The organism is Polaribacter sp. HL-MS24, from assembly GCF_032758595.1.
Classification (GTDB): domain Bacteria; phylum Bacteroidota; class Bacteroidia; order Flavobacteriales; family Flavobacteriaceae; genus Polaribacter.
Genome location: NZ_CP136415.1, coordinates 904,501 through 924,212, shown reverse-complemented (window position 1 = coordinate 924,212; position 19,712 = coordinate 904,501). Strand labels below are relative to the sequence as shown.

General features: G+C 34.4%; 24 protein-coding genes and 1 pseudogene. 17 read left to right on the top strand and 8 right to left on the bottom strand.

What is annotated here, in order from left to right; genetic code table 11:
• The first annotated feature begins 251 nt into the window (after positions 1-251).
• A complete protein-coding gene (locus RRF69_RS04360) occupies positions 252-1,283 on the top strand; it encodes a rhodanese-related sulfurtransferase (RefSeq protein ID WP_316940737.1) in 1,032 nt (343 codons plus the stop codon).
• A gap of 106 nt (positions 1,284-1,389) precedes the next feature.
• Here the strand turns inward: RRF69_RS04360 and RRF69_RS04355 are convergent, their stop codons facing one another.
• Positions 1,390-2,922, bottom strand: coding sequence for an Rne/Rng family ribonuclease (locus RRF69_RS04355; protein WP_316940736.1), 1,533 nt, complete (start codon positions 2,920-2,922; stop codon positions 1,390-1,392).
• A gap of 300 nt (positions 2,923-3,222) precedes the next feature.
• Positions 3,223-3,513, bottom strand: coding sequence for an HU family DNA-binding protein (locus RRF69_RS04350; protein WP_316940735.1), 291 nt, complete (start codon positions 3,511-3,513; stop codon positions 3,223-3,225).
• A 141-nt stretch (positions 3,514-3,654) separates the two neighbouring features.
• Between RRF69_RS04350 and mutY the strand changes: the two genes are divergently transcribed.
• The 4 genes from mutY to gldD all read left to right on the top strand — a co-directional run bounded on the left by mutY (position 3,655) and on the right by gldD (position 7,113).
• Positions 3,655-4,698: an A/G-specific adenine glycosylase gene (mutY, locus tag RRF69_RS04345; protein ID WP_316940734.1), complete on the top strand. Its 1,044-nt coding sequence runs from the start codon at positions 3,655-3,657 to the stop codon at positions 4,696-4,698.
• 91 nt (positions 4,699-4,789) lie between these two features.
• Positions 4,790-5,230, top strand: coding sequence for a single-stranded DNA-binding protein (locus RRF69_RS04340; protein ID WP_316940733.1), 441 nt, complete (start codon positions 4,790-4,792; stop codon positions 5,228-5,230).
• A gap of 25 nt (positions 5,231-5,255) precedes the next feature.
• Positions 5,256-6,569, top strand: a complete 1,314-nt coding sequence (locus RRF69_RS04335) for a gliding motility-associated protein GldE (protein ID WP_316940732.1) — start codon at positions 5,256-5,258, stop codon at positions 6,567-6,569.
• Positions 6,562-7,113, top strand: coding sequence for a gliding motility lipoprotein GldD (gldD, locus tag RRF69_RS04330; RefSeq protein WP_316940731.1), 552 nt, complete (start codon positions 6,562-6,564; stop codon positions 7,111-7,113). The genes RRF69_RS04335 and gldD overlap by 8 nt, the downstream gene beginning before the upstream one ends.
• Before the next feature lie 52 nt (positions 7,114-7,165).
• Here the strand turns inward: gldD and RRF69_RS04325 are convergent, their stop codons facing one another.
• The 3 genes from RRF69_RS04325 to RRF69_RS04315 form a co-directional block, all read right to left on the bottom strand.
• On the bottom strand, positions 7,166-7,666 hold the full coding sequence (locus tag RRF69_RS04325) for a COX15/CtaA family protein (protein ID WP_316940730.1): 501 nt from the start codon (positions 7,664-7,666) through the stop codon (positions 7,166-7,168).
• The gene (locus tag RRF69_RS04320) at positions 7,608-8,195 is read right to left on the bottom strand and encodes a COX15/CtaA family protein (RefSeq protein ID WP_316940729.1); all 588 of its coding nucleotides are present in this window, start codon (positions 8,193-8,195) and stop codon (positions 7,608-7,610) included. Before RRF69_RS04320 ends, RRF69_RS04325 begins: the two co-directional genes overlap by 59 nt.
• A 96-nt stretch (positions 8,196-8,291) precedes the next feature.
• Positions 8,292-8,621, bottom strand: coding sequence for a heavy metal-associated domain-containing protein (locus tag RRF69_RS04315; protein ID WP_316940728.1), 330 nt, complete (start codon positions 8,619-8,621; stop codon positions 8,292-8,294).
• Positions 8,622-8,791: 170 nt separating this feature from the next.
• Here RRF69_RS04315 and RRF69_RS04310 point away from each other — a divergent pair, with 170 nt between their 5' ends.
• The 11 genes and pseudogenes from RRF69_RS04310 to RRF69_RS04255 all read left to right on the top strand — a co-directional run bounded on the left by RRF69_RS04310 (position 8,792) and on the right by RRF69_RS04255 (position 18,142).
• Positions 8,792-9,664, top strand: coding sequence for a DMT family transporter (locus tag RRF69_RS04310; protein ID WP_316940727.1), 873 nt, complete (start codon positions 8,792-8,794; stop codon positions 9,662-9,664).
• Between the two features lie 194 nt (positions 9,665-9,858).
• Positions 9,859-10,362 carry a 50S ribosomal protein L21 gene (rplU, locus tag RRF69_RS04305; RefSeq protein WP_316940726.1) on the top strand — a complete coding sequence of 168 codons (504 nt, stop codon included), beginning with the start codon at positions 9,859-9,861 and terminating at the stop codon, positions 10,360-10,362.
• 26 nt (positions 10,363-10,388) lie between these two features.
• Positions 10,389-10,649 carry a 50S ribosomal protein L27 gene (gene rpmA / locus RRF69_RS04300; protein WP_087521108.1) on the top strand — a complete coding sequence of 87 codons (261 nt, stop codon included), beginning with the start codon at positions 10,389-10,391 and terminating at the stop codon, positions 10,647-10,649.
• A gap of 93 nt (positions 10,650-10,742) precedes the next feature.
• Positions 10,743-11,975 carry a 3-deoxy-D-manno-octulosonic acid transferase gene (locus RRF69_RS04295; protein ID WP_316940725.1) on the top strand — a complete coding sequence of 411 codons (1,233 nt, stop codon included), beginning with the start codon at positions 10,743-10,745 and terminating at the stop codon, positions 11,973-11,975.
• 2 nt (positions 11,976-11,977) lie between these two features.
• Entirely contained in the window at positions 11,978-12,547 is a 570-nt protein-coding gene (locus RRF69_RS04290) for a YeeE/YedE family protein (RefSeq protein ID WP_316940724.1), read from the top strand.
• Positions 12,548-12,553: 6 nt separating this feature from the next.
• A pseudogene (locus RRF69_RS11760) lies at positions 12,554-12,966 on the top strand (DUF6691 family protein).
• Positions 12,967-13,959 carry a GTP 3',8-cyclase MoaA gene (moaA, locus tag RRF69_RS04275; RefSeq protein ID WP_316940721.1) on the top strand — a complete coding sequence of 331 codons (993 nt, stop codon included), beginning with the start codon at positions 12,967-12,969 and terminating at the stop codon, positions 13,957-13,959.
• A 50-nt stretch (positions 13,960-14,009) separates the two neighbouring features.
• Positions 14,010-15,197 carry a molybdopterin molybdotransferase MoeA gene (locus RRF69_RS04270; protein ID WP_316940720.1) on the top strand — a complete coding sequence of 396 codons (1,188 nt, stop codon included), beginning with the start codon at positions 14,010-14,012 and terminating at the stop codon, positions 15,195-15,197.
• Between the two features lie 187 nt (positions 15,198-15,384).
• The gene (gene moaC, locus RRF69_RS04265; protein WP_316940718.1) at positions 15,385-15,867 is read left to right on the top strand and encodes a cyclic pyranopterin monophosphate synthase MoaC; all 483 of its coding nucleotides are present in this window, start codon (positions 15,385-15,387) and stop codon (positions 15,865-15,867) included.
• 35 nt (positions 15,868-15,902) lie between these two features.
• The gene (locus RRF69_RS04260; RefSeq protein ID WP_316940717.1) at positions 15,903-17,012 is read left to right on the top strand and encodes an NTP transferase domain-containing protein; all 1,110 of its coding nucleotides are present in this window, start codon (positions 15,903-15,905) and stop codon (positions 17,010-17,012) included.
• Positions 17,013-17,041: 29 nt separating this feature from the next.
• Positions 17,042-18,142: a HesA/MoeB/ThiF family protein gene (locus RRF69_RS04255; RefSeq protein WP_316940716.1), complete on the top strand. Its 1,101-nt coding sequence runs from the start codon at positions 17,042-17,044 to the stop codon at positions 18,140-18,142.
• On the opposite strand, the gene RRF69_RS04250 is transcribed toward RRF69_RS04255, so the two are convergent.
• Together RRF69_RS04250 and RRF69_RS04245 are read right to left on the bottom strand one after the other, a co-directional pair.
• Entirely contained in the window at positions 18,139-18,681 is a 543-nt protein-coding gene (locus tag RRF69_RS04250; protein ID WP_316940715.1) for a GNAT family N-acetyltransferase, read from the bottom strand. The two genes, RRF69_RS04255 and RRF69_RS04250, sit on opposite strands and share 4 nt — an antisense overlap.
• Before the next feature lie 8 nt (positions 18,682-18,689).
• Positions 18,690-19,112, bottom strand: coding sequence for a molybdenum cofactor biosynthesis protein MoaE (locus tag RRF69_RS04245; RefSeq protein ID WP_316940714.1), 423 nt, complete (start codon positions 19,110-19,112; stop codon positions 18,690-18,692).
• 65 nt (positions 19,113-19,177) lie between these two features.
• Here RRF69_RS04245 and RRF69_RS04240 point away from each other — a divergent pair, with 65 nt between their 5' ends.
• Positions 19,178-19,456: a DUF3817 domain-containing protein gene (locus RRF69_RS04240; protein ID WP_316940712.1), complete on the top strand. Its 279-nt coding sequence runs from the start codon at positions 19,178-19,180 to the stop codon at positions 19,454-19,456.
• 2 nt (positions 19,457-19,458) lie between these two features.
• On the opposite strand, the gene RRF69_RS04235 is transcribed toward RRF69_RS04240, so the two are convergent.
• Positions 19,459-19,701, bottom strand: a complete 243-nt coding sequence (locus tag RRF69_RS04235) for a MoaD/ThiS family protein (RefSeq protein WP_316940711.1) — start codon at positions 19,699-19,701, stop codon at positions 19,459-19,461.
• Positions 19,702-19,712 lie beyond the last annotated feature (11 nt).

The following is a 19,712-nucleotide window of genomic DNA, read 5'->3' as shown; positions in this document are numbered from 1 at the left end:
GTGATTATTTTTTGGGTTCCACTTTCGCGGAAATGACAATTATTGATTTTGTTTGCTGCTGCAAAGATGCTAAAAAAAAGAACAAAATAAATCAGTTAAAAGGGTGTAAATCAACGAAAGTTTAAAATTACTATAAAATTTTTTTTGGTGTTTAAAATTAAACTTTCATTTAAAAATGGTAAATTTGTATTCATTTTAAGTGCATTACTTAAAATTGAACAAAATCAACGTACAACTTAAAAAAGTATAGCATGCAACTGTACAACAAGTTAAGCGCCAAAGAGCGCGCAGCTTTAATCGACGAGGCTGGCAAAGACCGTCTCACCATTTCTTTTTATCAATATTCTAAGATTGAGAATCCACAAGTGTTAAGAGACAAATTATTCTTAGAATGGAACGCATTGGAAGTTTTGGGCAGAATTTATGTTTCTTACGAAGGGATCAATGCACAATTGTCTGTTCCATCAGAAAATTTGTATGCTCTAAAAGAGCAATTGGACCAAATTTCTTTTTTGAAAGACATTCGGTTGAATGTGGCAATAGAGCAATACAACAAATCTTTTTTGAAATTGAAAATAAAAGTAAGAGACAAAATTGTGGCTGACGGGCTCAATGACTCCACTTTTGATGTGACCAATAAAGGGGTTCACTTAAATGCCAAAGAATTTAATGAAATGTTAGCTCGTCCCGATACCATTTGTGTCGATATGCGAAACCATTACGAAAGTGAAATTGGACATTTCGATGGAGCAATCACTCCCGATGTTGATACATTTCGAGATTCATTGGATATTATTGAAGCCGATTTAAAAGACCACAAAAAAGATAAAAATTTATTGATGTATTGTACGGGTGGTATTCGTTGTGAAAAAGCATCTGCTTATTACAAACACAAAGGGTTTCAAAACGTTTTTCAATTAGAAGGAGGAATTATTGAATACGCTCGGCAAGTGAAAACAGAGGGCATCGAAAATAAGTTTATCGGAAAGAATTTTGTCTTTGATCACCGAAGAGCAGAGAAAATAACCGACGACATCATTTCTAGCTGTCATCAATGTGGAGCCCCTTGTAATACACATACAAATTGTGCCAATGAAGCTTGTCATTTGTTATTTATTCAATGTGATGACTGCTCAGAAAAGATGGAAAACACATGTTCTGTTCATTGTCAAGAGGTAATTCAATTGCCCTGTGAGGAACAAAAAGAATTGAGAAAAGGCAAAGGGAACAGCAATCAAATTTTTAAAAAAGGACGCTCTGAAGTGTTGCAATTTAAGAAATAGAAATTCTGTTTTTTGAACTGGATCTATCACAAAATAAAAAAACCCGCAACAAATAGGTGCGGGTTTTTTCTTGATAAAAAATTATTGCCTTTACTTAAAAATAGTTTTAGCTCTTTGAAGCTTTAAATCTAAAGTATAAGTAGGTGTAAGCGTCTCTAGGTATAATTTTAATCCACTTTTTATGTTTCAAGTACCATTTAAATCGAATAGATGATACTCCTTTTGTTAGATACGCAGCAATAAAAGGGTGCACGTGAAGGCTGATCTTTTTATTACTATTGCTTAAAAGAAACTTATCTAAGTCTGCTTCTAATTTATCTAACAGCACTATTGGTGCTTCTACTTCTCCATTTTTATTTGGATTGGCTTCGGTAGTTTTAATACTCAACTCTGGTCTTACCCGTTGTCTAGTAATTTGTATCAAACCAAATTTACTCGGAGGTAGAATCTTGTGCTTTGTTCTATCAAAAGACATTTCTTCTTTTAAATGCTGATAGAGTTTGTTTCTATTTTCAGCCGAATGCAAGTCAATAAAATCAACAACTATAATCCCTCCCATATCACGCAGTTGTAACTGTCGTGCTACTTCGGATGCAGCTATTAAATTTACTTCTAATGCAGTGTCTTCTTGAGAGCCCGCTTTGTTGGAACGATTTCCACTATTCACGTCTATAACGTGCAAAGCTTCTGTGTGTTCTATTACCAAATACGCACCTTTACTCATAGAAACTGTTTTTCCAAATGACGTTTTAATTTGTCTCTCTATTCCGTATTTCTCGAAAATAGGGATTTCAGATGTGTGGAGTTTCACGATTTTTTCCTTTTCAGGATAAATTTCTTGTAAATACTCTTTAATTTCAATCTGAAGGGTTTCATCATTGGTTACAATATTTGTAAAAGATTCATTCATAATATCCCGAAGGATAGAGGATGCTCTGTTTAATTCACTCAATATTTTTGTTGGTGTGTTGGTGTTCGCAATGCGCTTGCACGTGGTTTTCCAACGTTCTAGTGAGTTTTGCAAATCTTTGTCAAGTTCTGCTACTTTTTTGCCTTCGGCAACAGTTCTTAAGATTACACCAAAACCTTTGGGTCTGATGCTTTTTGCTAATCTTTTTAAGCGTTCTTTTTCTTTTGGGTCTTCTATTTTTTGAGAAACCGAAACTCTGTTAGAAAAAGGAACTAAAACTAAAAATCTACCGGCGATAGAAAGCTCTGAGCTTAATCTTGGGCCTTTTGTAGAAATTGGTTCTTTTACAATTTGTACCAACAGATTTTGACCTGTTTTTAGTACTTCGTTAATACTACCGTCTTTGTTAATGTCTCCCTGAAACTGGAAGTTCTTTAAAGTGAATTCTTTATACTTACCTGTGCTTACTTTCTTAATGAACGAATTTAATGAGTTTACTTGCGCTCCCAAATCGTGATAATGTAGAAATCCGTCTTTTGGATATCCAACATTCACAAATGCTGCGTTTAAGCCCGTTAACACTTTTCCTATTTTGGCTAAAAAAATATCGCCAACAGAGAATTTGTTACCAGTTGTTTCATTATTTAATTCAATAAGTTTCCCATCTTTTAATAAGGCAAAATCAATATCAGATGAATTTGTACGAATTATTAGTTCTGTTCTTTTCATTCTGAATTTGGTTTTAACACTACACAAGAATTGTGTAGATGGATTAATTGTGTCAGGTATTTGTAAATACCGTGTGAAGATTTACCGCGCTTGCAGTTTTAAAATCTTCGGATGTCAATGAACTTTTCTTTTCGCTAAACTATAAACGAAAAAGTAAGCAAAAGCTTACTTTTTCTTGTGTCTATTTGCTCTTGCTCTTTTCTTTCTTTTGTGTGTAGAGATCTTAGCTCTCTTTCTTTTTTTACCACTTGGCATAATGCGAGTTGTTTTTGTAAATCAATTAAGATTCAGATTAATGTTTTATTGTACAGTTACTTTATTCTTTACTCCTTCCGTAAAAGTTTTAGCCGGTTTAAAAGCTGGTATGTTATGTGCAGGAATCTTAATAGTTGTATTTTTTGAAATATTTCTACCTGTTTTTTCTGCCCTTGTTTTGATAATAAAACTACCAAAACCTCTTAAATAAACGTTGTCACCACTCTCTAATGCATCTTTAACTTCAGTCATAAATGCTTCAACAGTTGCTAAAACATCGGTCTTTTCTATACCCGATTTGTCTGAAATTTTTGATACGATATCTGCTTTCGTCATGTCTTTATTTTTACTATATTTTTATTATATTAATTTCAAAAATGCGGATGCAAATATATGATAATTAATCAACTCCAAGAAAATTAAAGCCTAAATTTGTGCGAAATTTAAAATGTATTTTTACAAATCGATTTTTGAAGCATGAGTTTTTCTAAGACATTAATATACTGGTATTTACAAAACAATAGAGATTTACCATGGCGCAAAAGTAAAAACCCCTATTTCATTTGGTTATCAGAAGTGATGCTTCAGCAAACAAGAGTTGCTCAAGGGTTGTCTTATTATCTAGAATTTACAGAGACATTTCCAACCGTTTTCGACCTCGCCAATGCTGACGAAAGTACTGTATTGAAAATGTGGCAGGGATTGGGGTATTATTCTCGTGCTAGGAATTTACATTTTACAGCCAAATACATTGCGAACGATCTTAATGGGGAGTTTCCCTCAAGCTTTAAAGAAATTGTAAAATTGAAAGGAATCGGAGATTATACTGCTTCTGCTATTTCCTCAATATGTTTCGATGAAGCTGCTGCAGTAATTGATGGAAACGTTTATAGGGTGCTTTCTCGTTACTTCGGCATCCACACCTCCACCAACTCCTCTGCTGGAATAAAAGAGTTTAAAGCTCTCGCACAATCGTTAATTGATCCAGCCCAGCCCGGGACCTTCAATCAGGCCATTATGGATTTCGGAGCCTTGCATTGCAAACCTCAAAATCCGCTCTGTGAATCATGCCCTCTGGCTGGTAGTTGTTTTGCTTTTGAACAGAAATTAACCAAAGAGTTGCCAGTAAAAGATAAAAAAATCAAAGTAAAAAAACGATTTTTTAATTATCTAGTGGTGCATACAGAGGACGGTAAAACTATTTTAACCCAGCGAGAAGGAAAGGGGATATGGCAAGGATTGTATCAGTTTCCATTAATAGAATCGGTTAAAAACATCGATGGAAAAGAGTTGATTTCTAACCCTGAGTTTGTGGATCTATTTCCTGATAAAGTTACCCTGTCTTTGTTTAATAAAAAGGAAATTGTACATAAATTATCACATCAGCATTTGCACACACAGCTATGGATTGTCAAAACAAAAAGTTCTTCTGTAGCAAGGGTTAATTGGGGCGATATTGAGAAGTATCCTGTTCCTGTTTTAATTGCCAATTTTTTGAAAGCGTATAAAGATGAAAACTAATTAATTTTTTTAGTATATTTGATATAGATTAATGGGTTGTCAGTTCACTTGAGCGCTTGAATTGATAACAAAATAAAATGGGATCAAAATTATGGCAGGAACAGTAAACAAAGTAATTTTAATTGGGCATCTTGGCGATGACATGAAAATGCATTATTTTGATGGTGGAAATTCTATTGGAAGATTCCCCATTGCAACCAATGAAAGTTACACCAACAAACAGACAGGTGAAAAAGTAACAACTACCGATTGGCACAATATTGTAGTGAGAAACAAGCTTGCGGAAATTTGCGAAAAATATTTATCCAAAGGCGATAAAGTATATTGTGAAGGAAAATTGAAAAATAGACAGTGGGAACAAGATGGTGTGAAACGCTATTCAACAGAGGTCTATGTATCCGAAATGACTTTTTTATCCACTAAAAAGAGTTTAGATAAAACGACAACACAATCCACTCCTTCAGCTCAAACGAATCCACCCTCAGCAGAAAAGTCGATTGCACCAGAAGAAAATGACGATTTACCATTTTAATATATTAAAACTTAAATTATAAAATTTGGACCCAGATCCCGAACCCTTATTTAGTTCTTTTTTAGCCATCGATTTTATGGCACTACTCAATTGTATTGTACTGATCGTATTACTTATTTGTTCTGCGTTGATTTCTGGAACAGAAGTCGCTTTTTTCTCCCTATCGCAAGTGGATATCGATGAGCTGTCTTCAGAAAATGAAAATAATAGTACTGTAAAGCTAGTTGAGCAGCCAAAGAAATTATTGGCAACAATTTTAATTACCAATAATTTTATCAATATTCTTATCGTTTTGCTTTTTGCCGCTTTGGGCGAACAGTTTTTGGGCGATTTTGAGTATTCCATTTTTGGTTTTAATGTTCGTTTTTTAATAGAAGTAGTCCTCATAACCTTTCTAATTCTTTTATTCGGTGAGGTATTGCCAAAAATATATGCATCTAGAAATGCAGTCCGTTTTTCAACGTTGATGTCGAGACCCTTGAGTGTATTAAATACGTTGTTAACCCCTTTGAGTTATCCCCTAATTAACTTGACAAATATTGTAGAAAAAAGTCTCGGAAGTAAAAATCATATTTTTTCAGTAGAAACCTTGTCGCAAGCTTTAGAACTTACTTCAAAAGGGGCAACTACAAAATCTCAACAAAAAATTTTAGAAGGAATTGTAACTTTTGGAAATACCGAAACGGTTCAAATCATGAAACCAAGAATCGATATTTTTGCACTCTCCGATGATGAAAGCTATGAAGTTGTTTTAGAAAAGATTTTAAAGATGGGCTACTCTAGAAATCCTGTATATCGCGAGAACATAGACACTATTATTGGCGTCTTATATGCCAAAGATTTATTGGCACATTTGGATAAGAAATCTCTTCAATGGCAAAAATTGGTTAGAGAACCGTTTTTTGTGCCTGAAAATAAGAAGTTAGACGATTTATTGGCGGAGTTTCAAGAGAAGAAAAATCATTTGGCGATTGTTGTTGATGAATATGGCGGCACCAGTGGTTTGGTTACTTTAGAAGATGTTATCGAAGAGATTGTTGGTGATATCAATGATGAATTTGATGAAGAAGATATCTCCTTTTCTAAAATTGATAAAAACAACTATCTTTTTGATGGAAAAACGAATATCAAAGATTTCTGTAGAGTTTTAGACGATGAAGACGAAGCCATTTTTGAACAAGAAAAAGGAGAGTCGGAAACTTTAGCGGGATTGATTTTAGAAATCTCTGGGAAATTCCCAAAAAAAGGAGAGAAAATAATTTTTAAAAATTATACGTTTACTGTTGAGTCTTTAGATAGAAAAAGAATCAAACAATTGAAAGTAACTCGAAATGCGTAGTCTGATCTTTTTTTTAGGCGTTTTTGTTTTTGTTTCTTGCGATCCACAGACTCAGCCAAAACCCAGCGCTTATTTAAGTTTGGAATATCCCGAAAAAGTATACCAAAAAATATCAATTTTAAGACCCTATTCTTTTGAGGTACTCGCAAGTAGTAAACTAATTGATGAACAAGAAGATTGGCTTAAAATTCAATATCCAGCATTAAAAGCCTCCGTGTCTATTACTTACCGAAAAGTAGATCATAATCTGGGAGAACTGCTCTCTGAAGCCGAAAAATTAGTTTTTAAACACACTTTGAAAGCCGATGAAATTATTTATAAAGATTTTTCGAATGCTAAGAAAAGAGTTTTTGGAAGTATATACGAAATCACAGGAAATGCCGCTTCTCAAATTCAGTTTCATGCAACAGATAGCACGAATCATTTTATAAAAGGATCCTTGTATTTTTATACAACACCCAACTACGACTCCATTCTGCCAGCTGTTGCCTATATTGAAAAAGACATTTTTCATTTGATGGAAACATTAGAGTGGAACGACTAAGAATTATATTCCTTAGTAGCGATTTCAAAATCTATTCTCTTTATGTTTCCCTTTACAGCTTGACAGGGATAGCATTCCTGCTTTGCAACCACAAATAAAACTGCATTCCGAATAGGATCGCCCCTGACAACAAGTGAATGGCCTGTGTACCTATTGGAAATTCTGCATAATACATTAGAATTCCAGTAATGGCCTCTAAAAAAATCAAAAAGACAATCCAGTTTACCAATTTGTACCCTAAGTTTTTCAGTTGATTTAAATATAAGAGTCCAAAATTGACCAATACGATAGCGATGGTAAATGATCTGTGAAAGTAGAATTTAAAACTAGGGTCTAACAAACTATAATTTTTATTTTCAAAGCCAAATAGTTTTACTTGTTCATCGATAAACTGACGGACCTGTGTCCCCATGGCAATTTGAATTAATGAGAAGAGTACAGAAATAAGGAGTAATTTATTAAAAAGTGAGTTATAGATGTAGTTCGTTTTTTTCTCAGAAACCACAAATTGTAATTTCAATAAAAGGGCAATGATGATGAGTCCAACGACCATATGAATAGTTATGATTGCAGGGGTTAGGTTGGTATCTACAACTGTTTTTCCTAGCTAAGGCTTCAAAGAGCATTAAAAAAAAGGCTGTAAATGCAAGAATTGGAATTATTTTTTTTTCTCTTCTAAATTGATAGGCACCTGCAATTAAAAATAAAAACACAAAACCAGCAACAACTGAAACCAAGCGATTTATATATTCGGTCCAAGTATGGTATTTGTTGAATTTTGCGTAATCGTGTTTTGTATAAGTTTCCCAGTTTTCAGCATTGAACTCCATTCCCGTTTTTAAATCTTGCTTGGCAACAAATAATTCTTTGTTTTTGATGATGATCATTCCTTCTTCAAAAACTGAGGAAGGTTTCCAAGTGATTTCTTCTTCTGAAGTTGGCGGAATATAATATCCAAAGCACTTTGGCCAATCGGGACAGCCCATTCCAGAACCTGTCATTCGAACAATGGCGCCTGCTAAAAAAATTAAATACAGTGAGAGGATGGTGATTTGTACGATGGTAGGAAAATTTTTCTTCACAGCTTATTATCTCTAAATATTCACTACAAAGATACGTTAAAAGGCATAAAAAAAGGCTTCTAAAATTAGAAGCCTATTCTTTAGAATTGGTATAAATTATTCTTTTTTCTCTTTATTCATCTCACATTTTTGTTTGCAAGCATCGGAGCAAGAATGTGCTTTTTTTGAAGTTTCAGAAGCTTTGTACAGGTCGCCTCCGGCAATTCCGTCTATAAAGGCAATCAAGTCTGTTTTTGAAGTTTTAGTAGCGTCAAATTTGATGGTGGCAATACTATCAGAAAAAATTACTTTAGCGTCTAGAACACCTTCTTTTTTAGATAATTTAGATTCAATTGTTTTTGCACAGCCAATCTCACAGGTCATTCCTGATATTGCTAGAGAAATATTTTGTGCATCTGCGGTTAAAGTTGTGGTTGTTTTTGTCATCGTTTTCTTTTCAGAGTTGCAGCTGGTTAGTGTACAACAAGCAACAAGGAGTGTAAATATTAATTTTTTAGCATTCATTTTTTGGATGATTTTATTTTTTTACAAATTTATCAAGAATATCGTTGATTTCTAAAGATTTATCGGATTATTGCAGAAACTTTAACATTTGTATGAATAGTCAACAAAAAAAATGGGCATATCTCTCTTTGCTTTCCTTGGTGTGGGGGAGTTCTTTTATCTTAATGAAGAAAGCACTGATTGGTGTTTCTCCAATGCAGTTGGGAGCTTTGAGAATGATTATTACAGCTATTTTTTTAGGGTTAATTGGATTTAAGAGCCTGAAAAAAATTCAAAAGAAACATTGGATTTATATTGTTTATACGGCGCTTTTAGGAACATTTATCCCTGGTTTTTTATTTGCCTACGCGGTCAACGTGATTGATAGTTCTATTGTTTCAATCCTAAACTCATTCACGCCTTTCAATACCTTGATTTTTGGAGCTCTCTTTTTTGGATTTGCATTCAAAAAGCAACAGCTTATTGGTATTGTAGTAGGGCTCTTAGGCGCTTTGGTGTTGATCTTAGAAGGGGCGGTTTTGAACCCCAATCAGAATTATTGGTTTGCATTGCTAATTATCATTGCATCTGTTGGTTATTCCTTTAATGCAAATATTGTAAAGAAACATTTGCAAGATTTAGATGCCTTGGCCATAACTACTGGAAATTTTCTGTTATTGCTGATTCCTGCACTTATCGTATTGATATGTACCGACTTTTTCACAACCTTTGAAACGACAGATGAGGGAATTGAATCGCTGGGTTATATTACAATTTTATCAGTTGTTGGAACTGGAATTGCTAAAACGATTTTCAATAAACTAGTCCAAATTTCGACACCAATTTTTTCCTCCTCAGTTACCTATTTAATTCCTGTAGTAGCCATTTTATGGGGAGTGATTGATGGAGAAAAACTGAGTTGGATTCAGTTTCTAGCAGGGATTGTCATTTTATTTGGAGTCTATTTGGTAAATAAAAAAAAGTAGCTTTTGATCAATAGTGAATTGTGCTTTTTTACATGTAAAATGAAACTCAGAAAGTAGATATTGTTCAGGATCTTCTTTTAATCACTAATATTTTCCTTTTCGGCTATTGTTCTTTTTAAAAAAGATGTATATTTGCATCCGCATTTTCAGCAAGAAAGTGCTATTAATCAGTATAAATACGCAAAACAAATAGTATGTACGCAATCGTAGAGATAGCAGGGCAGCAGTTTAAAGTAGCAAAAGACCAAAAAGTATACGTACACCGTTTACAAGGAGCAGAAGGATCAGAAGTAACTTTTGAGAATGTAATGCTTGTTGAAGACAAAGGAAACGTAACTATTGGCGCCCCAGCTATAGTAGGAGCCACAGTAACGGCTAAAATCTTAGGTCACCTCCAGGGTGATAAAGTTATCGTTTTTAAGAAAAAACGTAGAAAAGGTTACAAAAAGAAAAATGGACACAGACAAGCTTTTAGTGAGATTCAGATAGAATCCATCACAGCATCTGGTGCAAAAAAACCAGCAAAAAAAGAAGCTGCTCCTAAAAAGGAAGCTGCTCCTAAAGCTGAGGTAAAAGAAGCAACAACAGATTATAGTTCTATGACTGTTGCAGAATTAAAAGCAGCTGCTAAAGAACAAGGTATTTCAGGATACACTTCTTTAAAGAAAGCTGAATTAATCGAAGCTTTAACTAAATAAAAATTCAATTTTAAAACCATCGTATCATGGCACATAAAAAAGGAGTAGGTAGTTCGAAGAATGGTAGAGAATCAGAATCGAAACGTCTAGGAGTAAAAATATTTGGAGGACAAGCTGCTATAGCAGGAAATATTATTGTTCGTCAGAGAGGAACCACTCACAATCCAGGAGAAAACGTTTACATGGGAAAGGATCATACCTTACATGCAAAAGTTGACGGAGTTGTTGAGTTTAGAAAGAAAAGAAACAACAGATCGTATGTTTCTATTACACCTTTTGAAGCTTAGTAAATAGGCCCTCATCACTTAAAAATCGCTCAAACAATTATTTGTTTGAGCATTTTTTCGTTTTAGAAGATTCCGTTTTGTATTTTTACCCATATGAAAATTGTGTACAACTGTATTGTTTTTTTTGCATCCCTACTGTTGCCTGTTGTCGCGATTTTCAATAAAAAAATTAAACTTTTTGTTGATGGAAGAAAACAAACCTTTTCTAAAATTGCAACATTAAAGAATTCAAAGACAATTTGGTTTCATGCTGCCTCATTAGGAGAGTTTGAGCAAGCGATCCCGCTTATTGAAGTCCTCAAAGTGACGCATGCAGAGTATAAAATACTAGTCACTTTTTTTTCACCTTCAGGATACGAAATTCGCAAGCACTTCAAGTTGGCAGATGTCGTTTGTTATTTACCGCTTGACAGTCGCTCAAATGCAAAGTTGTTTGTTGAAACTGTAAATCCAGCTTTTGCGATTTTTGTAAAATATGAATTTTGGCCCAATCTTCTTTTTGAATTAAAAAGGAAAGAAATTTCTACAATTTTAGTTTCTGGAATTTTTAGAAAAGAACAAGTCTTTTTTAAAAAATATGGAGGGTTTATGAGAGTGCCATTAAAGTCCTTTGCACATTTTTTTGTACAAGACAACTCTTCGAAAGAATTGCTAAGCAGCATCCATTTTGACAATGTTACTGTAGCAGGAGATACTCGTTTTGATAGAGTTTCAAAGATTTTAGAACAAGAGAACACTCTTGATTTCATCAATGAATTTAAAGACGGGAAATATACACTAGTAGCAGGAAGTACTTGGAAGGAAGATGAAGTACTACTCATCAACTACATTAATAACGAGGCTTCAGAAGACGAAAAATTTATCATTGCACCTCATACTATACATCCTACTTCTATTGTTGAATTGCAAAAATCCATAGACAAAAAATCCGTTTTGTATTCAGAAAAATCCGATTACGATGTAAAAGAGTCTCAAGTTTTTATTATCGATACTATTGGTCTATTGACAAAAATTTATGCGGCTGCTGATGTTGCCTATGTAGGGGGCGGTTTGAAAACTGGCTTGCACAATGTCTTAGAACCGGCTACTTTTGGGATTCCAGTCGTAATTGGAAATATCATTAGTAAATTTAAAGAAGCAGTTGATCTGGTAGAATTGAAAGGGTGTATTTCGATTGAAAATACAGAAGAATTGACGACAGTTTTGCGAAAGCTAAAAACTGAAGATTTATACAGAAAAAAGACAGGAGGCATCAATAAAAAATACATTCAAGATCATTTGGGAGCCACGCAATCGATCATAAAATTTATCAACGACAAATTGTAAATATGGAATTTATTACACAACCTTGGCCATGGTATGTTGGTGGGCCACTCATCGCATTGATACTATTTCTGATGTTTTATTTCGGAAAAGAATTTGGCGTTTCGACTACTTTAGAAACCTTTTGTAGTGTTGCAGGAGCAGGTAAATTATCAGAATATTTTAAAGTCGACATACAACAAAATAGCTGGCGCTTTGTCTTTGTTTTAGGAATTCTTCTTGGTGGATTGATTTCCTCAGCATTTTTAATGAGCTCGCAAGGAATTGACTTACATCCAGATACAGTAAAAGAATTGGCCGATTTAGGCTTTGCTAATGCAGGGGGTTCCTATTTGCCAGAAGAAATTTTTAGTATGGAAAACCTGTTCTCTTTAAAAGGATTTCTCATTCTTATTGGAGCTGGAATTTTAATTGGTTTTGGATCTCGCTATGCAGGTGGATGTACTTCGGGTCATGCAATATCAGGATTAAGCAATTTGCAATTACCTTCGTTAGTAGCCGTCATTGGGTTTTTTATCGGGGGCTTGGTGATGATCTGGTTTTTATTCCCATTCATTTTTTTGTCAACAAAATAAAGCCATATGAAAAACATCAAATTTTTATTCATAGGAATACTCTTCGGAATCATTCTAAGTAAAACAGAGGTAGTTTCTTGGTATCGAATTTACGAAATGTTCAAATTTCAATCCTTTCATATGTATGGCATCATTGGTTCTGCGGTGGCTATTGGAATTGTGGTAATGCAGCTTTTCAAAAAAGGAATTATAAAAGATTATTTGGGAAATCAAATCACTCCCAAAAAAAGGAGAATGGGACAACCAGCACCTTAGTTGGAGGAATCATATTTGGAATGGGTTGGGCCTTAGCAGGTGCTTGTCCCGGACCAATGTTTGTTTTGATTGGACACGGAGCACTTGCAATTCTTATTGTCTTGCTAGGAGCAATCTTAGGAACATTTATTTTCGGAATCTTACACAAGAAATTATCAAACTAAATGCGCACACTTACAGATAATTTTGGAAGACAAATAGAATATGTACGGTTGGCGGTTACCGATCGTTGTAACTTGCGATGCCAATATTGTATGCCTGCACAGGGGATTGATATTGTTCCCAAAGAAGAATTACTTACTTTTAAAGAAATGTATCGTTTAATTCGGGTGCTCACAGAATTGGGTGTGAAAAAAGTTCGTTTAACAGGTGGTGAACCTTTTGTTCGAAAAGATTTTGTGGGTTTTTTAGAGATGTTGTCTTACAATGATTTGTTAGATGCGATTAATATTACCACCAATGGAGCACTAATTTCCAAACACATTTCTACCATTGAAAAATTAGAAAAAGTAAAAAACATCAATTTAAGTATTGATAGTTTACGTGCTGATCGCTTTAATGAAATTACACGAAGAGCTGTTTTTGATGAGGTTTTTTCCACTTTGGAAGCTTTAGAGAAAAGTCGCTTGAATTTAAAGTTAAACGTGGTGGTGCAATCTGGAATCAATACCGATGAAATTAGAGATTTTGTAAGGTTTACAAAAGACAAAAATATTGGTGTTCGTTTTATTGAAGAGATGCCTTTTAACGGGAAAGGGCTTCGTGAAACACAGGAAAATTGGACCTTTAAAAAAATTTTAAACGAAATTAAAACCGAGTTTAAAGTACAAGAAATTCAGTCTGAAAAATCTTCAACTTCAAGAAATTATTCTATACAGAATCATCTTGGTACGGTGGGGATTATTCCTGCCTTTACACGGAGTATTTGTAATGATTGCAATCGAATTAGAATTACCTCAACGGGAACGTTTAAAAATTGTTTATTTGATGACGGTGTTTTTAATTTGCGAGATTTTATTCGAAATGGTGCCAGTAATGAGGATTTGAAAGCACTTTTTTTATCGTTGGTTAAAGAAAAACCTGAAAACGGTTTTATAGCAGAAGCAAATCGAACAAAAGGGGGAGTTTCTGAAAGTATGAGTACTATTGGAGGATAGATCTCAGTATTTTCGCAAAGCATAAGTATGCAATTTTACATTTTATAAAAATGATATCAGTAACAGAAGCCTTACAAATCGTTCTATCTACAGCCCAAAACTTTGGGGTTGAAGAGCTACCTTTTATAAAGTCTGTAGGAAGGATTTTGAAAGAAGAGCTTCGTGCCGATAGAGATTTTCCTCCTTTCAATAGAGTTTCGATGGACGGAATTGCAATCGACTATGCCTCTTTTAAAAAAGGACAACGCAGCTTTGCCATTGAGGGTATTCAAGCTGCAGGAAGTGTACAGCTTACTTTAAAAAATGAACAACATTGCATTGAGGTGATGACTGGAGCTATGCTGCCAAATCAAACGAATACCGTAATCCGATATGAAGACCTTATCCTCGAAAACGGTGTTGCAACCCTATCTGTAGACACCATTACAAAGGGTCAAAATATTCATGCAAAAGGGAAAGATAGAAAAAAGAACGACGTCTTAATTAATGAGAATACCAAGATTTCTGCCGCAGAAATTGGCGTTTTAGCCACTGTTGGAAAATCGGTTGTAAAAGTTGCTAAACAGCCTAAAGTACTCATCATTTCTACAGGAGACGAGTTGGTGGCGGTTGATGAAATGCCTATGGATCATCAAATTAGAAGATCCAACGTGTTTAGCTTAGTGTCGTTGTTAGAAAGAATTCAAATTTCTTCTGATATAGCCCATCTTACAGATGACAGATTGATATTAAAAAAGAAAATTGAAATTTATCTACAAGAATATGATGTTTTGCTTTTTAGTGGAGCAGTCAGCAAAGGGAAGTTCGATTTTTTGCCTGAAATTTTAAATGAATTAGGAGTAGAAAAACTATTTCATAAAGTTGCGCAACGACCTGGGAAACCTTTTTTCTATGGGACAAAAGAAGATTGTACGGTGTTTGGATTTCCCGGAAATCCAATTTCTACTTTTGTAAATTGTAGGCTGTATTTTTATTCATGGTATTACAAATCTGTAGGTTTACAAAGTGATGATGAAACTGCAATTCTAACAGAAAAAATTTCTTTTAAGCCAAATTTAACCTATTTTTTGCAGGTAAAATTAAGCTACAGATATGGGCATTTAACTGCAACACCAATTATAGGAAATGGTTCAGGAGACTTAGCAAGTTTGGTCAATGCAGATGGGTTTATTTTCTTGCCTGAAGATCAAACAGTATTTGAAAAAGGAGGGGCCTATAAGGTCATTCGGTATCGATAAAATAAATTTTTTAAGTTTTATGTTAGTTCAAGATTTTTTTAAGGGACTTAAAAAATTGGATCAAGGACGTATCTGAAGTTCTTAAAGAATAGAAACGCCACATCATAATGTCATCTGCTATAAATTGAATAAATTTGTATTGAGAAATGAACAAAATATTAATGAACAACCATAAATAAAACAGCTAGTGAGTAATTTTTCACACATCAACAAAAAGAACAATCCGAAGATGGTCAATGTTTCTGATAAGAAAATTACCAAAAGAACTGCCATTGCTAGCGCAATAATGTTTTTAGGAAAGGAAGTAATATCTCATTTTTCAAATGAAGAATTAACGACCAAAAAAGGACCTGTTTTTCAAACAGCCATCATTGCAGGAATTCAAGGAGTAAAAAAAACCTCAGAGCTGATTCCGATGTGTCATCCGTTACTCATCAATGCAGTAGATGTTGACATTCAGATTTTAGATTCGGAAAGCATAGAAGTTTTGTGTAAAGTAATTATTGAAGGAAAAACAGGGGTAGAAATGGAGGCCTTAATGGGTGCTACAATTACTTGCTTAACTATTTATGATATGTGTAAGAGCATCAGTCAGGAAATGCTTATCAAAGAAGTGAAATTAATAGAAAAAACTGGAGGGAAATCAGACATCAGCAAAAAAAATCAGTAAGAAAATCCTCCTAACATATTGAAACAAAAAAGAATTTGAAAAAACACCAAAAGCATACTCATTTAGAAAGAAGAGATACTGATCATTTTGCACCCAACGAAATTGGAATTGTAGGAAGTAATTGTAAAGTGATTTCTAGTCTTGTTCAACAAGTATCCCAAAAACTTAACAGTTATCGCTTGGCGTATTTTGATGCTTCGCATGCAAAAGAGGTGAGTCCAAACCTGCTTTCAACATTTACGTTTCATCATGAGGGAAATGTTCACATATCCACACTGGGAAGTATAAATCCTTATGAACAGCGCTTGCAATTTGCGCAATATGATTTAGTGTTTGTCAATGGAAATCATTACCAAGGAGCCAAACAAATTTTACTCTTAGATCCCGAAAAAGAGGCTTCAGTCTTAAAAAGACTTGATCAATTGGATCAGATTCAGTTTGTAGTCAAATTACAAAAGGATATGGATTATTTTCCTTTTTTGGAAGAACGGTATCCAACTATCAAAAACTTAAAGTGCTATGGCATTGACGAAATCGATCAGATTACAAATCATTTGGAGAGTTTGATTCAAGAGAAAACACCCACTGTTAGAGGATTGGTCCTAGTGGGAGGCAAAAGTACTCGAATGGGAACCGACAAGTCTGAACTCGATTATCACGGAAAACCTCAAAAAGAGTTTCTGAAAGAATTGCTAGAAAAGAACAACCTAAAAACGTATTCTTCAGTGGGGAGTGCTACAGGAAAAGAAAATGAAATCTCAGATACATTTTTACATCTAGGTCCTTTTGGCGGAATCTGTTCTGCCTTTCAAAAAGACCCAAATTCTGCGTGGTTAGTGCTCGCAACGGATGTACCATTTGTAAATGATTCTGTGATTCAGACTTTGATGCAAAGAAGAAACCCATCAAAGGTTGCTACGGCAATTAAAGGAAAAGGAAAGGAATTTGTAGAGCCGTTAGTTACAATTTACGAACCAAAAGCCTATCCAATTTTATTACAATATCTAGCGCAAGGTTACTCATGTCCTCGTAAAATGTTGATCAATTCGGAGGTGGAGATTGTAGAAATTGAAGATCATTATATTCAAAATGTCAATACGCCTGAAGAGTTTGAACAAGCCAAAAATCAAATAAGAAATACATAAATTCTTTCTTGGGGAGGAAGCAGATACCAATGAAACCAAGTTCAAAGCAACTTTTTATACGCCAAACTACTTTGCCAGAAATTGGTGAAGTGGGTCAGCAAAAACTACAAAACGCATCTGTTTTGGTGGTGGGATGTGGCGGTTTGGGAAGTCCGATTGCAGTTTATTTGGCAGCAAGTGGAATTGGGAAAATTCATTTGGTCGACTTTGATACGGTTTCATTCAGTAATTTACATCGACAAGTTTTTTACACATTGGAAGATGTGGGGAAACCCAAAGCGGAAGTTCTAGCGTCTTTTTTAAAAGAAAGAGCTCCCTTTACAGAAGTGAGTTTTAGCAATCAACCTATTTCAAAAGATAACATCTTTGAATTGATAGCATCCATTGATATCGTAGTGGACGGAACGGATGCATTGCCTATAAAATACCTATTAAATGACGCTTGTGTTCTTAAGGGAAAACCACTCGTATATGGTTCTTTGTATAAGTATGACGGTTATGTAGCCACCTTCAATATCAAACAAAAAGATGGGACCTATTCTACAAACTTAAGAGATATTTTTCCAGAGATGGCAACCGATGTCCCCAATTGTGAAGAAGCGGGAACTCTAAATTCTATTGTTGGGATGATAGCCACTCAGCAAGTAAATGAAGTTTTAAAGGTGGTTACTGGAATTGGATCCCAGTTGACAAATCAGTTATTGATTTATAATTCACTTGAAAATACTCAGCTAAAAATGAAGATCACTTCCCTAGTATCGAAAGAAAACATTGAATCGATCTTTCTGAAACACTCTTATATTGATACTGCCTGTGAATATCAAAATGAGGCATTACAAATTTCTCCCGCAGCTTTAAAAAAATTAATAGAATCTTCATTAAACGGTGTAGAAACCGAGCATAATCTTGAAATAATTGCAGTATTACCCAATTTAGAGCTGCCATTTCAGGTGCATCAAACCATTCCGATTCAAGACTTTGCTGTTGAAAAGATCAAGATCGATTTTAATAAAACCCATGTCATGGTTTGTCAACTGGGCTTTAACAGCTATAAAGCGACAGAAATGTTAAAGAAACGGTATCCAAAACTTGTAGTATATAGTTTAACAGGGGGAATCTCGAGTTACTAACAAATTTTCTTTGCAGATTCCAAAATCACAATTACCCATTCTTGATTGTTCGAAAAGTAGCGAGTTAATTCGGTAAAACCCACTTTTTGATGTGCATTCATAGAACGGGAATTACTCGCATCAATTTCAGTAATGATGGCAGTGTATTTTGAAGCAAATGTTTTTTGCATCAAAGCATAAAGACCTTTAAAAACACCTTTCCCTCTATAGTTATGGTCAATACAAATTTGCCCCATTACGATATAGGGGTCGTAATAGATGGCATCAATTTCGTCAAACATTGGTCTTAGAAGCTCAATATCACCCTTGCAGCTTATATCCATAGAGAGTGCATATCCAACCAAGATATTGTTGTCTTTGGCAATAATATGTGGGTAGATATCGTGAAATTTTTTTAACTCCTGAAAAGAGTGCTCTAAGGTAACAAAACCTTGTTCTTTTTTTTCTTGGGTGCTAAGGTTTTTGGAGAGATTTTGTTGTTGAAGAGCTAAAATCTGTTCTAGTTCTTTCGCTGTTGTGGTGAGTTGATATTGAATCATTTTTTTCTTTAAGGATGTGCATTTACCCATACTTCCCCATCTTCAAAAAATTCTTTTTTCCAGATTGGAACCGATTCTTTTAAAGTGTCTATTGCAAATTCACAGGCTTCAAAAGCAGCTTTTCGATGTTTTGCAGAAGCAGTTATAATAACGGGGATTTCTCCAATGTTTAACATTCCTTCTGCATGATGTATAGCTATTTTATAAATCTCAAATTTTTCAAGCGCGAGAACTGCAATTTTTTGCATTTCTTGAACAGCCATCGGCTTGTAGGTTGAAAAATCTAGTTGTATTACCTTTTTGTTTTGAGTGTCATTTCGAACGGTACCTACAAATGCTGCAATTCCTCCACAAGAATCGGCAGTGACAAAATCATAGCATTCTTGCAAGTCAAGTTTTTCAGAAGTAATTTTTATCGATGTTTTGTCCATATAGAATCACAAAAATAGGAAATCAAAACCTATCTTTGTTTCACTTATTTAAGAAGTTGAAAAAAATGAATACTATTTTTAGAATTGTTGCTTTTTTTGAAGGGTTGTCTTATTTGTTATTGCTCTTTATTGCAGTGCCAATCAAATATTTTCAAGGAGATGATTCTTATGTCAAAATGTTAGGAATGCCCCATGGAATGCTGTTCATGCTCTATATCATTATCGCAATAATGTTGTTCAAACCCATGAAGTGGAGTTTTAAAACACTCGGAATTGTTTTAATTGCTTCTATAATACCCTTTGGTACTTTTTATGTTGATAAGAAATATTTAAAACAGGCTTAGGGCTAGCCACCACTTACGGGAGGTATGATAGCCACCACGTCATTTGCTTGAAGTTTTACTTCATCCGATGCATACTTTTCATTAACGGCGATGGCATAGGATTTTAAATTTTGGAGTTGTACGAACTTGGAGAGCAATGCAGTCTTTAAAGCTTCCACAGTAGTGTTTTCTGAGACTTCAAAATCTAGGGTGTTTTTCCCAATGAGATCTGCAGTAATTCCAAAAAGTAAGAGATTGATTTTCATAGGCCCAAAGA

Bases quoted from the DNA above. Each gene is read 5' to 3' on its own strand.
- RRF69_RS04360 (WP_316940737.1), top strand. From the start codon at position 252: ATGCAACTGTACAACAAGTTAAGCGCCAAAGAGCGCGCAGCTTTAATC.
- RRF69_RS04355 (WP_316940736.1), bottom strand. From the start codon at position 2,922: ATGAAAAGAACAGAACTAATAATTCGTACAAATTCATCTGATATTGAT.
- RRF69_RS04350 (WP_316940735.1), bottom strand. From the start codon at position 3,513: ATGACGAAAGCAGATATCGTATCAAAAATTTCAGACAAATCGGGTATA.
- mutY (WP_316940734.1), top strand. From the start codon at position 3,655: ATGAGTTTTTCTAAGACATTAATATACTGGTATTTACAAAACAATAGA.
- RRF69_RS04340 (WP_316940733.1), top strand. From the start codon at position 4,790: ATGGCAGGAACAGTAAACAAAGTAATTTTAATTGGGCATCTTGGCGAT.
- gldD (WP_316940731.1), top strand. From the start codon at position 6,562: ATGCGTAGTCTGATCTTTTTTTTAGGCGTTTTTGTTTTTGTTTCTTGC.
- RRF69_RS04325 (WP_316940730.1), bottom strand. From the start codon at position 7,666: ATGGTCGTTGGACTCATCATCATTGCCCTTTTATTGAAATTACAATTT.
- RRF69_RS04315 (WP_316940728.1), bottom strand. From the start codon at position 8,621: ATGACAAAAACAACCACAACTTTAACCGCAGATGCACAAAATATTTCT.
- RRF69_RS04310 (WP_316940727.1), top strand. From the start codon at position 8,792: ATGAATAGTCAACAAAAAAAATGGGCATATCTCTCTTTGCTTTCCTTG.
- rplU (WP_316940726.1), top strand. From the start codon at position 9,859: ATGTACGCAATCGTAGAGATAGCAGGGCAGCAGTTTAAAGTAGCAAAA.
- rpmA (WP_087521108.1), top strand. From the start codon at position 10,389: ATGGCACATAAAAAAGGAGTAGGTAGTTCGAAGAATGGTAGAGAATCA.
- RRF69_RS04295 (WP_316940725.1), top strand. From the start codon at position 10,743: ATGAAAATTGTGTACAACTGTATTGTTTTTTTTGCATCCCTACTGTTG.
- RRF69_RS04290 (WP_316940724.1), top strand. From the start codon at position 11,978: ATGGAATTTATTACACAACCTTGGCCATGGTATGTTGGTGGGCCACTC.
- moaA (WP_316940721.1), top strand. From the start codon at position 12,967: ATGCGCACACTTACAGATAATTTTGGAAGACAAATAGAATATGTACGG.
- RRF69_RS04270 (WP_316940720.1), top strand. From the start codon at position 14,010: ATGATATCAGTAACAGAAGCCTTACAAATCGTTCTATCTACAGCCCAA.
- RRF69_RS04255 (WP_316940716.1), top strand. From the start codon at position 17,042: ATGAAACCAAGTTCAAAGCAACTTTTTATACGCCAAACTACTTTGCCA.
- RRF69_RS04250 (WP_316940715.1), bottom strand. From the start codon at position 18,681: ATGATTCAATATCAACTCACCACAACAGCGAAAGAACTAGAACAGATT.
- RRF69_RS04245 (WP_316940714.1), bottom strand. From the start codon at position 19,112: ATGGACAAAACATCGATAAAAATTACTTCTGAAAAACTTGACTTGCAA.
- RRF69_RS04240 (WP_316940712.1), top strand. From the start codon at position 19,178: ATGAATACTATTTTTAGAATTGTTGCTTTTTTTGAAGGGTTGTCTTAT.
- RRF69_RS04235 (WP_316940711.1), bottom strand. From the start codon at position 19,701: ATGAAAATCAATCTCTTACTTTTTGGAATTACTGCAGATCTCATTGGG.